This window comes from Streptomyces sp. NPDC048636 (genome assembly GCF_040650655.1).
In the GTDB taxonomy this organism is placed as follows: Bacteria; Actinomycetota; Actinomycetes; order Streptomycetales; family Streptomycetaceae; genus Streptomyces.
This window is the reverse complement of record NZ_JBEZHR010000010.1, coordinates 65,833-78,973: the sequence shown is the minus strand read 5'-3', so window position 1 is coordinate 78,973 and position 13,141 is coordinate 65,833. Positions and strand designations below refer to the sequence as shown.

Annotated in this window: 13 protein-coding genes and 1 pseudogene; 10 read left to right on the top strand and 4 right to left on the bottom strand. The window is 71.2% G+C overall.

Annotation, left to right across the window (positions count from 1 at the left end):
* Positions 1–113 precede the first annotated feature (113 nt).
* From AB0C66_RS25320 to AB0C66_RS25310, 3 genes are all read left to right on the top strand, one after another.
* Positions 114–1,310 carry an argininosuccinate synthase gene (locus AB0C66_RS25320; RefSeq protein ID WP_362442862.1) on the top strand — a complete coding sequence of 399 codons (1,197 nt, stop codon included), beginning with the start codon at positions 114–116 and terminating at the stop codon, positions 1,308–1,310.
* A gap of 88 nt (positions 1,311–1,398) precedes the next feature.
* A complete protein-coding gene (gene argH / locus AB0C66_RS25315; protein WP_362442859.1) occupies positions 1,399–2,829 on the top strand; it encodes an argininosuccinate lyase in 1,431 nt (476 codons plus the stop codon).
* Between the two features lie 16 nt (positions 2,830–2,845).
* Positions 2,846–3,820, top strand: a complete 975-nt coding sequence (locus tag AB0C66_RS25310) for an aldo/keto reductase (RefSeq protein WP_362442856.1) — start codon at positions 2,846–2,848, stop codon at positions 3,818–3,820.
* Positions 3,821–3,834: 14 nt separating this feature from the next.
* On the opposite strand, the gene AB0C66_RS25305 is transcribed toward AB0C66_RS25310, so the two are convergent.
* On the bottom strand, positions 3,835–4,650 hold the full coding sequence (locus AB0C66_RS25305) for an alpha/beta hydrolase (protein ID WP_362442853.1): 816 nt from the start codon (positions 4,648–4,650) through the stop codon (positions 3,835–3,837).
* A 76-nt stretch (positions 4,651–4,726) separates the two neighbouring features.
* Positions 4,727–5,401 carry a lysophospholipid acyltransferase family protein gene (locus AB0C66_RS25300; protein WP_362442850.1) on the bottom strand — a complete coding sequence of 225 codons (675 nt, stop codon included), beginning with the start codon at positions 5,399–5,401 and terminating at the stop codon, positions 4,727–4,729.
* Positions 5,402–5,662: 261 nt separating this feature from the next.
* On the opposite strand from AB0C66_RS25300, the gene AB0C66_RS25295 reads away from it, so the two are divergent.
* The 3 genes and pseudogenes from AB0C66_RS25295 to AB0C66_RS25285 all read left to right on the top strand — a co-directional run.
* On the top strand, positions 5,663–6,844 hold the full coding sequence (locus tag AB0C66_RS25295) for a glycerophosphodiester phosphodiesterase (protein ID WP_362442848.1): 1,182 nt from the start codon (positions 5,663–5,665) through the stop codon (positions 6,842–6,844).
* A 123-nt stretch (positions 6,845–6,967) separates the two neighbouring features.
* The gene (locus tag AB0C66_RS25290; protein WP_362442845.1) at positions 6,968–7,489 is read left to right on the top strand and encodes a sigma-70 family RNA polymerase sigma factor; all 522 of its coding nucleotides are present in this window, start codon (positions 6,968–6,970) and stop codon (positions 7,487–7,489) included.
* A 107-nt stretch (positions 7,490–7,596) separates the two neighbouring features.
* Positions 7,597–8,109: pseudogene (locus AB0C66_RS25285) on the top strand (GNAT family N-acetyltransferase); the annotation flags it as partial.
* Between the two features lie 57 nt (positions 8,110–8,166).
* On the opposite strand, the gene AB0C66_RS25280 reads toward AB0C66_RS25285, so the two are convergent.
* Together AB0C66_RS25280 and AB0C66_RS25275 are read right to left on the bottom strand one after the other, a co-directional pair.
* A complete protein-coding gene (locus AB0C66_RS25280; RefSeq protein WP_362443307.1) occupies positions 8,167–8,520 on the bottom strand; it encodes a hypothetical protein in 354 nt (117 codons plus the stop codon).
* Positions 8,521–8,632: 112 nt separating this feature from the next.
* The gene (locus AB0C66_RS25275) at positions 8,633–9,001 is read right to left on the bottom strand and encodes a hypothetical protein (protein WP_362442842.1); all 369 of its coding nucleotides are present in this window, start codon (positions 8,999–9,001) and stop codon (positions 8,633–8,635) included.
* Positions 9,002–9,151: 150 nt separating this feature from the next.
* On the opposite strand from AB0C66_RS25275, the gene AB0C66_RS25270 reads away from it, so the two are divergent.
* The 4 genes from AB0C66_RS25270 (at position 9,152) to AB0C66_RS25255 (ending at position 12,988) form a co-directional block, all read left to right on the top strand.
* Complete coding sequence (locus AB0C66_RS25270; protein ID WP_362442839.1) at positions 9,152–9,799, top strand: HAD-IA family hydrolase; 648 nt, start codon at positions 9,152–9,154, stop codon at positions 9,797–9,799.
* Positions 9,800–10,197: 398 nt separating this feature from the next.
* On the top strand, positions 10,198–11,247 hold the full coding sequence (locus AB0C66_RS25265; protein WP_362442836.1) for an ATP-binding cassette domain-containing protein: 1,050 nt from the start codon (positions 10,198–10,200) through the stop codon (positions 11,245–11,247).
* Entirely contained in the window at positions 11,244–12,074 is an 831-nt protein-coding gene (locus tag AB0C66_RS25260) for a methionine ABC transporter permease (RefSeq protein WP_362442833.1), read from the top strand. The genes AB0C66_RS25265 and AB0C66_RS25260 overlap by 4 nt, the downstream gene beginning before the upstream one ends.
* A gap of 92 nt (positions 12,075–12,166) precedes the next feature.
* Entirely contained in the window at positions 12,167–12,988 is an 822-nt protein-coding gene (locus AB0C66_RS25255; protein WP_362442830.1) for a MetQ/NlpA family ABC transporter substrate-binding protein, read from the top strand.
* The last annotated feature ends 153 nt before the right edge of the window (positions 12,989–13,141 follow it).

The following is a 13,141-nucleotide window of genomic DNA, read 5'->3' as shown; positions in this document are numbered from 1 at the left end:
GGGCGCACCGGGGCGCCGCCCACCCCCGCAGGGCCGGGGCGGTTCGATTTGACGAAACATACGGTGCAGTGCATACTTATGCCAGTCAGTGCATGGAGCGTAAGGAGAAACCCGTGACCGAGCGCGTCGTACTCGCCTACTCGGGCGGCCTGGACACCTCCGTCGCCATCGGCTGGATCGCCGAGGAGACGAACGCCGAGGTCATCGCGGTCGCCGTGGATGTCGGCCAGGGCGGCGAGGACCTGGATGTCATCCGCAAGCGCGCGCTCGCCTGTGGGGCCGTCGAGGCCGAGGTCGCGGACGCCAAGGACGAGTTCGCCGATGAGTACTGCCTCCCGGCGATCAAGGCCAACGCTCTGTACATGGACCGTTATCCGCTGGTGTCGGCCCTCTCCCGGCCGACGATCGTGAAGCACCTGGTCGCGGCGGCCAGGAAGCACGGCGCCAGCACCGTGGCCCATGGCTGCACCGGCAAGGGCAACGACCAGGTGCGGTTCGAGGCGGGCATCTCCTCGCTGGCGCCGGAGCTGAAGTGCATCGCGCCGGTCCGGGACTACGCCATGACCCGGGACAAGGCCATCGCCTTCTGCGAGGCGAAGAACCTGCCGATCGCCACCACCAAGAAGTCCCCCTACTCGATCGACCAGAACGTCTTCGGGCGGGCCGTGGAGACCGGCTTCCTGGAGGACATCTGGAACGCGCCGATCGAGGACGTCTACGAGTACACCTCGAACCCGGCCGAGCCGCGGGAGGCCGACGAGGTCGTCATCACCTTCAAGGAGGGTGTGCCGGTCGCCGTCGACGGCCGCCCGGTGACCGTCCTCCAGGCGATCCAGCAGCTCAACGAGCGGGCCGGGGCCCAGGGCGTCGGCCGGATCGACATGGTCGAGGACCGGCTCGTCGGCATCAAGTCCCGGGAGGTCTACGAGGCCCCCGGCGCCATCGCCCTGATCACCGCCCACCAGGAGCTGGAGAGCGTCACCGTCGAGCGGGAGCTCGCCCGGTACAAGCGGCAGGTCGAGCAGCGCTGGGGCGAGCTGACCTACGACGGTCTGTGGTTCTCGCCGCTGAAGCGGGCCCTGGACGGTTTCATCGACGAGGCCAACCAGCAGGTCTCCGGTGATATCCGGATGACTCTGCACGGCGGCCGGGCCGTGGTCACCGGACGGCGGTCCGAGCAGTCGCTGTACGACTTCAACCTCGCGACCTACGACACCGGCGACACCTTCGACCAGTCGCTCTCCAAGGGCTTCATCGAGATCTTCGGCATGTCCAGCAAGATCGCCGCCAAGCGGGACCTCCAGCAGTAGCCTCGGACCCGAGACAGACGCGTCAGCCGCCTCCCCGCCCCGTCCGCGGGGAGGCGGTCGCACACCCACAGCCATGAGGAGCAACAGCGTGAGCAACGGCAACAGCGGCGACGTCCGGCTCTGGGGCGGCCGCTTCGCCGACGGGCCGTCCGAGGCACTGGAGAAGCTCAGCGCCTCCGTGCACTTCGACTGGCGCCTGGCGCCGTACGACATCGCCGGGTCCCGGGCCCACGCCCGGGTACTCCACACCGCCGGGCTGCTCACCGCGGACGAGCTGGCGCGGATGCTCGAGGGGCTCGACCTGCTGGCGGCCGACGTCGCCTCCGGCGACTTCACCGGCACCCTCGCCGACGAGGACGTGCACACCGCGCTGGAGCGCGGACTGCTGGAGCGGCTCGGTCCGGACCTCGGCGGCAAGCTGCGCGCCGGACGGTCCCGTAACGACCAGATCGCCACCCTCTTCCGGATGTATCTGCGCGACCACGCCCGGATGCTCGGCGGTCTGATCGCCGACCTCCAGAGCGCCCTGGTCGGACTGGCCGAGGCGCATCCGGATGTGGCGATGCCCGGCCGCACCCACCTCCAGCACGCCCAGCCGGTGCTCTTCGCCCATCACGTCCTCGCGCATGTCCAGGCGCTGTCCCGGGACGCCGAGCGGCTGCGCCAGTGGGACGAGCGGACCGCCGTCTCGCCCTACGGCTCCGGCGCGCTCGCCGGATCCTCCCTCGGACTCGACCCGCGGGCGGTCGCCGCCGACCTCGGCTTCGAGCACGGCTCCTCCGCCAACTCCCTGGACGGCACCGCCTCCCGCGACTTCGTCGCCGAGTTCGCGTTCATCACCGCGATGATCGGCGTCGATCTCTCGCGGATCGCGGAGGAGATCATCATCTGGAACACGAAGGAGTTCTCCTTCGTGACCCTCCACGACGCCTTCTCCACCGGCTCGTCGATCATGCCGCAGAAGAAGAACCCGGACATCGCCGAGCTGGCGCGCGGTAAGTCCGGGCGGCTGATCGGCAACCTCACCGGCCTGCTGGCCACCCTCAAGGCGCTGCCGCTCGCGTACAACCGCGATCTCCAGGAGGACAAGGAGCCGGTCTTCGACTCCTGTGACCAGCTGGAGGTCCTGCTCCCGGCCTTCACCGGCATGATGGCCACGCTCACCGTCAACCGGGAGCGGATGGAGGAACTGGCTCCGGCCGGGTTCTCGCTCGCCACCGATATCGCCGAATGGCTGGTCCGGCAGGGTGTGCCGTTCCGGGTGGCGCATGAGGTCGCGGGCTCCTGCGTCAAGGAGTGCGAGCTGTCCGGTATCGAGCTGGACCAGCTGACCGACGAGCAGTTCGCCAAGATCTCCCCGCATCTCACGCCCGAGGTCCGCTCCGTCCTCAATGTGCCCGGCGCGCTCGCCTCGCGCAGCGGCCGCGGCGGCACCGCCCCGTCGGCGGTGGCCGTTCAGCTCGCGGAGGTCAAGACGGACCTCACCGCCCAGTACGAGTGGGCCACCGCCAAGGCTTGAGCGCACAATGGGCCCCATGGGCTTCTCGCGACTCGCGGACATCACCGCCCCCGCGGCCAGGATCGGACTCGGCCTGGCCGCGGTCGGCCGTCCCGCCTACCTCACCCTCGGCCGGGACCGGGACCTCCCGGCCGAGCGCACCGTCGAGGCGATGCACCGGCGCAGCGGTGAACTGCTGGACACCGCCTACGCCCACGGGGTGCGCTATCTGGACGCCGCGCGCTCCTACGGCCGGGCGGAGGAGTTCCTCGCCGACTGGCTGGCGGCCCACCCGAGCGCCCGGGACGTGGTGGTCGGCAGCAAATGGGGCTACACCTATGTCGCGGACTGGCGCACCGACGCCGCCACCCACGAGGTCAAGGACCACAGCGCCGCCGCGTACGAGCGGCAGCGCGGGCTGACCGACGCCCTGCTCGGCGACCGGCTGGACCTCTACCAGATCCACTCCCTCACCCCCGACAGCCCGGCCCTCACCGACCGCGCGCTCCACGAGCGGCTGGCCGCGCTCGCCGCCGAGGGCGTCACCATCGGCGTATCCACCAGCGGACCGCGCCAGGCCGACGCCATCCGCGCGGCACTCGCCGTCGAGACCGGCGGAGCGCCGCTGTTCCGCACCTTCCAGACCACCTACAACCTGCTGGAGCCCTCGGCCGGGGCCGCGCTCGCCGAGGCCAGGGAGGCGGGGAGGGCGGTCATCGTCAAGGAGGCCGTGGCCAACGGCCGGCTGGCCGTGCCCGAGGCCGCACCGCCCGCGCTGCGCCAGGTCGCCGAGGAGACCGGGTCCACCCCGGACGCCGTCGCGCTCGCCGCCGTACTGCACCGGCCCTGGGCGGATGTGGTGCTGTCCGGCGCGGCCACCACGGCCCAGCTGCGCTCCAACCTCGCCGCGGCCACCCTGCGGCTGAACGAACGCCAGCTCGCGCTGGTCGACGCTCTCGCGGAACAGCCGGAGGGGTACTGGCGCCACCGCGCCGAGCTGCCCTGGGCCTGACCCCGCTCCCGCGGCTACAGCGTGTCGAGGAACGCGCCCACCGCCCGGGCGTACGCCTCCGGCGCGTCATCGTGGATCCAGTGCCCGCACCCCGCGAACTCCCGCAGTCCGGTGTGCGGACGGCGGTCCGCCATCTCCCGCGCGTGCCCGGGCGGCAGCAGCGAACTGTGCTCACCGCGCATCAGCAGCGCGGGACAGGACGAACCCAGCCACGCGTCCCAGAAGTCACCGCACAGCGCCCGCTGGGACGCCATCATGTGGGCGGGCTGGAAGAGCAGCCGCCAGCCGCCCGCCTCCCGGTCCGGCTCCGCGCTGTCGAGGAAGTACGTGGCGTCCGGAATGCCCCGGGACTCGATCGCGGCCCGCAGCGCCTCCCGGTCCGCGGCCCAGGTCGGCCAGGTGGACACATCGAGCACCGGATGGGCGACCACCGGCCGGTCCGTCACCGCGCCGATGTCCTCGACGACCAGCGCGGCCACCAGCTCCGGATGGCGGGCGGCCAGGGTGTAGGCGGCGACCGCGCCGGTGGAGTGGGCGACCACCGGGACGGGTCCGAGGCCGAGTTCGGACAGCAGCGCCTCGGCGTCGGCCACGTACTCGTCCAGGGTGAACGGACCACCGCCCCCGGTGAGCCCGTGCCCCCGCTGGTCGAGCGCGATCACCCGCCGGGCGGGGGCGAGCGCGGCGGCCAGCGGGGCATACATCCGGCCACGGCCGAAGTGGCCGTGGAGGGCGAGGACCGGCGTGCCCGGCCCGCCGAAATCGGTGACGGCGAAGCGGCGGCCCCGCAGCGGGACGAACGCGGGGGAGGGCACGGTCGAGGTGGTCATCGGCGCACCCTAGTGGCCTCACCTCGGCGGTGGCCAGGGGCTTTGCCCCCGGGGTGACGGACGGTGGCCGCGCCCGTCAGGCGGCGGCCTTCGCCTTGGTGGCGTAGATGTCCACGTATTCCTGACCGGAGAGCCGCATGACCTCGCTCATCACCTCGTCGGTCACCGCGCGCAGCACATACCGGTCCCGGTCCATGCCCTCGTAGCGGGTGAACTCCAGCGGCTCGCCGAACCGGACCTCCACCCGGCCCGGCCGGGGCAGCCCCTTGCCACCTGGCTGGATCCGGTCGGTGCCGATCATCGCGAACGGCACCACGGGGGCGCCGGTCATCAGCGCCAGCCGGGCGATACCGGTCCGGCCGCGGTAGAGACGGCCGTCGGGGGAGCGGGTGCCCTCGGGGTAGATACCGAAGACCTTGCCCTCGTCCAGCACCCGGCGGCCGGTCATCAGCGCGGCCACACCGCCGCGGCCGCCGTCCCGGTCCACCGGGATCATGCCGACACCGGTGAAGAACCAGGCCATCAGACGGCCCTTGAGCCCCTTGCCCGTCACATACTCGTCCTTGCCGATGAAGAAGACCTGACGGTCGCAGACCAGCGGCAGGATCATCGAGTCGATGAAGGTGAGGTGATTGCCGGCGAGGATCACCGGGCCGGAGCCGGGAATGCGCTGCGCCCCCTCGACCCGTGGGCGGAACATCAGGCGCATCAGCGGACCGAGTACTGCCTTCAGAAACGCGAATCGGGACAACGGGTCCTCCGGTCGGGGTCATGTCCGGCGCGTCCGGTGTACGGTCCGTCATCGCACCGGACACTCGCGCCGCCTTAGGACGATACTCGCCGGTCGCGCCCCCGCGCACACCGGGTTCACCCACCTGATACGCGCTGTTGACATGCGTTTCCCGCGCGTTTCCGCCGACGTCTCCCGTACATAAGGCGCTCCCGCCTACCATCAGCCCGTTCTCTGACAGGTCGTTTACACGTGTGCTGGACATCAGAGCGAGGAGTGCTCATGGAGCGGGAGCAACAGCCCGGACGGCGCGCCCTGCTGGGGGCCGCGGCCCTCGGCGCGGGAGCGGTGGCGCTCAGCGGCGCGGGCACGGCCGCGGCGGCGGACACCTCCGGCGGGGCGGGTACCGCCACCGAGGCGGGCGCGGCGGACTCCGGGCGGGTGCACGGGCTGCCGGTGCCCACCGTCATCGGCCACCGCGGCGCCAGCGGCTACCGGCCGGAACACACCCTCGGCTCGTACCAGCTCGCCCTGGACATGGGCGCGCACGTCATCGAGCAGGATCTCGTCCCCACCAAGGACGGCCATCTGGTCTGCCGTCATGAAAACGACATCACGGCCACCACGGACGTCTCGGACCACTCCGAGTTCGCCGACCGCAAGACGACCAAGACCGTGGACGGGACCAAGCTCACCGGCTGGTTCACCGAGGACTTCACCCTGGCCGAGCTGAAGACGCTGCGCGCCAAGGAGCGCATCCCGGGCACCCGTCAGCGCAACACGCTCTACGACGGCCGCTGGGAGGTGCCCACGTTCGAAGAGGTGCTCCAGTGGGCCGAGCGGGCGGGCCGTGAGCGCGGCCGCCCGGTCTGGCTGCACGTCGAGACCAAGCACCCCACCTACTTCCGCAAGCTGGGGCTGGGCCTGGAGGAGCGGGTCGCCAGGCTGCTGCGCCGGTACGGCCGTCACAAGAAGAGCTCCCCGCAGTTCCTCCAGTCCTTCGAGCCCAGCAGCATCCAGCGGCTGCGCAAGCTGGTCGACACCCCCTCGGTGGTGCTGCTGTCCACGCTCACCAGCCGCCCCTGGGACTTCGTCGAGGCGGGCGATCCGCGCACCGTGGCCGACCTGGTCAAGCCGGAGGGGCTGAAGTGGATCGCGCGCTTCGCCCAGGGCATCGGCCCCGATCTGTCGGTGATCATCCCGCGCACCGCCGACGGCAAGCTGGGTACGCCCACCAGCGTGGTCAAGGACGCGCACGCGGCCGGGCTGTTCCTGCACCCGTACACCATGCGCAACGAGAACAGCTTCCTGCCGACCGAGTTCCGCCGCGGCACCGACCCCAACGCCTACGGTGACGCCTTCGGCGCCTTCAAGGCGTACTTCGCCACCGGGATCGACGGCCTCTTCTCCGACAACGCGGACACCGCGCTGCTGGCCCGGGCGGACTTCGTCGGCGAGCACTGAACGAGCGCCGAGGACTCCGGCCGCCGGGACACGGGCGTCAAGTCCCGTCCCGGCGGCCATACGGTCGGGTGACACGGCGGCGCACCGGCAACCGCACCGCGACCGGTCCACGTCCCGCCCGGCATGGACCTAGTGGAGGAACTGCGTCCGCTGCTGGCCGCGGAGGCGGCGGCCGAGGCGTACGCCGCCGGTGTCGAACCCGCCGAGCTGGAACAGGCCGTCTGGCTACGGCTGCTGGAGCGCACCCATGACACCGGCCCGCCACCGGAACCCGCCCGCTGGCTGCGCGGCGCCGTCCGCGCCGAGGTGCGCGGCGCCCGCCGCCGGGCCCGCCGCGAGGTGCCGTACGACCCGGTGGACGACGGGCCGCCGGAGGGCTCCGAGCCCCGCCCCGCCGAACAGGCCGTGCTGACCGCCGAGACCGGGCGTGTGCTGCGCGCGGCGGTGCGGCGGCTGCCCGGCCGCTGCCCCCGGCTGCTGGGCGCGATGCTGTCCCGTTCGGACCCGACGTACCGGGAGATCGCGGGCGAGTTGGGAATGTCACAGGGCAGTCTGGGGCCCGTGCGTTCCCGATGTCTGGGTTGCCTGCGCAGAATGCTCACGGCGGAGATTGCGGCTCCTGAACCCTGGGGAAAGGAGCGTTAGACAATCGGCGCCCGGGAGGCGACCGCACCACCGCGCGGCACTTCCCTCCAGGGCCATGAACCCCGGTCGCACCGCTACCCTCACCGCGGCCGGAGGACCGAGAAAAGGGGAGGCATGCGCACATGGGCATGAGCGTGACCATCTCCGCGGCGACCGCGGACGACGCCGAGCAGATCCTCAAGCTCCAGTATCTGTGCTATCAGGGCGAGGCCGAGCTGTACGGGGACTACTCCATCGAGCCGCTCACGCAGACGCTGGCCGAGCTGCGCGCCGAACTCGGCCAGGCGTGTGTGCTGGTGGCCCGGCTCGGCACGGAGGTCGTCGGCTCGGTCCGCGGCGCGGTCGACGACAAGGGCACCGCCGCCATCGGCAAGCTCATCGTCCACCCCCGGATGCAGCGCCACGGGCTGGGCGGACGGCTGCTCGCGGCCATCGAGGGACGGCTCGCCGAGGAGCGGGCCGCCAAGCGCTACCGCCTCTCCACCGGCCACCGCAGCAACGGTCGGCTGTACCGCAAGTACGGCTACGCCCAGGTGGGCACCGAAGAGGTCAACCGCCGGCTGAGCCTGGTCACGCTGGAGAAGGACGCCTCGGCGTCGGTCTTCGCCGCCAGCGCGTAGCCCCGGCCGTCACCGTCCGACGGGACGGGCCGCCGGACGGACCGGGCGCCATGTCGCTCAGTCCGTCCGGCGAAGCCAGAGCAGACCGGTGACCGGCAGGAAGATCGGGATGAAGAGATAGCCCATCCCGTAGTCCGACCACACCGTCTGGTCGGGGAAGGCGGAGGGGTCGGCGAGCGTCCAGGTGCCGATGGTCAGCACCCCGATCAGCTCCGCCGCGCAGCACACCATCGCCGCCCGGCGCGCGCCCTCACCGCCGCGCACCAGTGAGACGGTGATGAACGCGTAGACCGCGGCCGAGACCGCCGAGAGGACGTAGGCGAGCGGTGCCTCGTGGTACTGGGCGATCAGCTGGTAGATCGAGCGGGACGCCGCCGCCACCGTGAACACCCCGTAGAGCAGGACCAGCAGCCGCCCCGGCCCCTGGCCGAGACCGGTCCGCCGGGCCGCCGGTGGCGATGGCTGCGCGGACCGTGACGCCCCGTCGGCCCGTGACGACGCGGACCGCGACGATTCCGTGGACTCAGCCACCGATGCCTCCCCAGATGTCGTACAGCCGCACCTCGAGCACGGCCAGCACCACGGCCGCCGCCGCGACCGTCGCCGAACCCCAGCGGGTCCGCTCGGCCAGCGACATGAACGCCGCGATCGGCATGGCGAGTGCGGAACCGATCAGATACGCAACGAAGATCGCCACGCCCTGGTCGGGTTCGGCCCCGCCCGCCAGCCGGACGATCCCGACCACCAGCTGGACGATGGCCAGCAGGGCCACCACGGCCATGCCGATGAAGTGCCAGTCCTTGGTGGGCTGGTCGCGATAGACGGCCCAGCCGCACCAGGCGGCGAGCAGAAGCGCGGTCACACCGAGCGCGACCGTCAGCGCCGCGATCAACGGGACCTCCGTGCGGGGCGATGGCGCACACAGGGGGTGACAAGCATAAGAAGACTGTAATCGCCCCTGATGACCGCGTTGTCATCGGCCCCGGGCCCCGGAACCGCCCGGCTGGCCGGGGCGTATGGGCCGCCACGTACGCTGCGCGCCATGAAGATCTCCGCTGACGCCCTGCTGTTCGACAACGACGGAACCCTGGTCTCCTCCCTGGAGTCCGTCGTGCGCTGCTGGACCCGCTGGGCGGGGGAGTACGGCGTGTCGGCGGAGGACTTCGCGGGGGTCGAACTGCACGGCCGCCCGGCCGACGACATCATCGGCGATCTGCTGCCCGCCGAGCGGCTGGCCGGGGCCCGCGCCCGGATCGACGAGCTGGAGCTGGCGGAGGTCCCCGGCGGGGTCAAGCTGCTCCCGGGCACGGCGGAGCTGCTCGCCGGGCTGCCCGCCGCCCGCTGGGCGGTGGTGACCTCGGCGAACGGACAGCTGGCCCGCGCCCGGCTGACCGAAGTGGGGCTCCGGCCGGGGACGCTGATCAGCGCGGACGACATCACCCGCGGTAAGCCCGACCCCGAGCCGTTCCTGCTGGCCGCCGAGCGGCTGGGGGTGGCCCCGGCACGCTGTGTGGCCTTCGAGGACGCCCCGGCCGGGCTCGCCTCGGCCCGCGCGGCCGGGATGCGGACCGTGGCGTTGACCACAACGGTCCCCCGTGCCGAGCTGATCGCCGACTGGGTGGTGGAGGACCTGTCGGCCGTGTCGGCACAGGCCACCGACGGGGGCGTGGAGCTCACCGTACGAACCTGAGCGGTGTCTTCCGCTTGTCCACGGACTGGTCAACGGCGTCCGTTATACGGACATGGTGGATCGGTCCGTCCCGCTGTCTGCTTTACTTGCGGCCATGACCACGACGAGCTTCCGCATCCCCGCGACCGAGGCGTTCACCGCGCCCGGTGCTCGTTGTCGGTGTCGAATGTGTGACTGCTGAGGGCCCCTGTCCGAGTCTCGCGCCCCGAAGCGAGACCGCCGAGCCGGCCGCCGCGCGCCCATAACGCGCCGGACCGAGCTGCCCCGCGTCACCGGAACCCGTAGCCGCGACCGCGTCCTGCCGGCGCGCCCGCTCGGGTCCGCCCTGCCGCGTTCCGCAATGAACGAACCGTGCCCGGCACCAACCCCGCCGCGCACTCAACAGTGACGGAAACCCTGTGATCACCACCACGGACCTGACCAAGGTCTACCGCTCACGAGGCCGCGAGGTCACCGCCCTCGACGGCGTCGATCTGCATGTCCGCGAGGGTGAGGTGTACGGCGTCGTCGGCCAGAGCGGCGCCGGGAAGTCCACCCTCATCCGCTGCGTCAACCTCCTGGAGCGCCCCACCTCCGGCACCATCTCCGTCGACGGTCAGGAGCTCACCGCGCTCGCCGGGCGCGGATCCGCGCTGCGCCAGGCCCGCAGCCGGATCGGCATGGTCTTCCAGCACTTCAATCTGCTCTCCTCGCGCACCGTGCTGGACAACGTCGAACTGCCGCTGGAGATCCTCGGCGTCTCCGGCAAGCAGCGCACCCGCAAGGCCCTGGAACTGCTCGAGCTGGTCGGCCTCGCCGGCAAGGCGAAGGCATACCCGGCCCAGCTCTCCGGTGGCCAGAAACAGCGGGTCGGTATCGCCCGCGCGCTCGCGGGCGACCCCAAGGTGCTGCTGTCGGACGAGGCGACCTCCGCCCTCGACCCCGAGACCACCCGCTCGATCCTCCAGCTGCTGCGCGACCTCAACCGGCAGCTGGGCCTGACCGTGCTGCTGATCACCCATGAGATGGAGGTGGTCAAGACGATCTGCGACTCGGCCGCGCTGATGCGCGACGGGCGGATCGTGGAGTCCGGCCGGGTCACCGATCTGCTGGCCACCCCCGGGTCCGAGCTGGCCCAGGAGCTGTTCCCGGTCGGCGGGGTGCCGTCGGCCGAGGACCGCACGGTCGTGGACGTCACCTTCCAGGGCGAGGCCGCCACCAAGCCGGTCATCTCCCAGCTGTCCCGTACCTACAACATCGACATCTCGATCCTCGGCGCCGCGATGGACACCGTCGGCGGCAACCAGGTCGGCCGGATGCGCATCGAACTGCCCGGCCGGTTCGAGGAGAACGTCGTCCCGATCGGCTTTCTGCGCGAGCAGGGGCTCCAGGTCGACGTGGCGGCGATCGCCGACGGCCCGCGGGTGGCGGCATCCACCACCCAGCTGCTCAAGGAGGGCGCCAAGTGACCTGGTCCGAGATGGAGCCCCTGCTGGAGCAGGCATGCTGGGACACCCTCTACATGGTCGGCTGGTCGGGGCTGATCGCGGTGGTCGGCGGACTGCCGCTCGGTGTGCTGCTGGTCCTCACCGACCGCGGCGGTGTCCTTCAGAACGTGGTCGTCAACAAGGTTCTCGGCCAGATCGTGAACATCGCCCGCTCCATGCCCTTCATCATCCTGCTGGCGGCCCTCATCCCCTTCACCCGGCTGATCGTGGGCACCACCATCGGGCCCGAGGCCGCGATCGTGCCCCTGGCGATCGGCGCCATCCCCTTCTTCGCCCGGCTGGTGGAGACCTCGGTGCGCGAGGTGGACGGCGGTCTGGTCGAGGCCGTGCAGTCGATGGGCGGCTCCACCTGGACCGTCGTCCGCAAGGTGCTGCTGCCCGAGGCGCTGCCGTCGCTGATCTCCAGCGCCACCACCACCGTCGTGGCGCTGCTCGGCTACTCGGCGATGGCCGGTACGGTCGGCGCCGGCGGACTGGGCGACCTCGCCATCCGCTACGGCTACCAGCGGTTCGAGACCGATCTGATGTGGATCACGGTCGCCGTCCTGGCCGTGGCGATCTCCGTCATCCAGTTCACGGGTGATCTCGCCGCGCGCTCCCTGGCGCACCGCGGCCGCTCCTCGGCCGTTCCCCGGCTGGTGCTGCTGCGCCCCCGTGGCGTCCGGTCCGCTCCGGCGTCGTCCACGACCGGGTCCGCCGGAACGACCGGTGAACCGGCCGCCGCCGCACCCGCGGACACACCGTCGGACACCGAACCCGCGGACACCGGGCCCGCCAAGGTCCGCTGAGCCACACCCCCCACACCCCCACAGCCCCACCCCTCGCACCCGGCCTCCGCACCCGCGGTGGCACCGTGCGCCCCAGAAGAAAGGCACTTTTCGTGCGTAACACCACCAAGACCGTCACCACCGTCCTCGCCGCCGGAGCGCTCGCCCTCGGTCTGTCCGCCTGCGGCACCGAGAACGGCGCGAGCAAGGACGGCCCCCTCATCGTCGCCGCGAGCCCCGTCCCGCACGCGGAGATACTCAACTACGTCAAGGACCATCTGGCCCAGAAGGCCGGTCTCGACCTGGATGTCCGGGAGTTCACCGACTACAACACCCCGAACCTCTCCACCCAGGACGGCTCGGTCGGTGCCAACTACTTCCAGAACAAGCCATACCTGGACGACTTCAACAAGAAGAAGGGCACCGACATCGTGCCCGTCGTCACGGTGCACCTGGAGCCGCTCGGCCTCTACTCGCACCAGGCGAAGAAGACGGGCGACCTCACGAAGGGCGCCACCGTCGCCCTCCCGAACGACACGGTCAACGAGGCCCGTGCGCTGAAGCTGCTGGCCGCCAACAAGGTCATCACGCTCAAGGACGGCGCCGGCACCGAGGCCACCCCGAAGGACATCACCGCCAATCCCAAGGGCCTGAAGTTCAAGGAGCTCGAGGCCGCCCAGCTGCCGCGGGCACTCGACGACGTGGACGCCGCGGTGATCAACGGCAACTACGCCATCGCGGCCGACCTCAAGCCCGCCAAGGACGCCCTGGTCCTGGAGTCCCCCAAGAACAACCCCTACGGCAACTTCCTCGCCGTGAAGAAGGGCGAGGAGAAGGACCCGCGGGTCAAGAAGCTGGCGAAGCTGCTCACCTCGCCCGAGGTGAAGAAGTTCATCAAGGACAAGTACGCCGGCTCCGTCCTCCCGTCGTTCTGACCCGGCCCGCTCCCGGCCGACGGAAGCTCAGGGCTCCGCATTCCGGCACACAACCGGATGCGGAGCCTTCCGCTTCGCCACCCCGTCATGCGTTTCGCCTGGCCGATGCTGCATGCTGGGCTCTCTTGACGGCTACGGAAAACGACCCCCGGT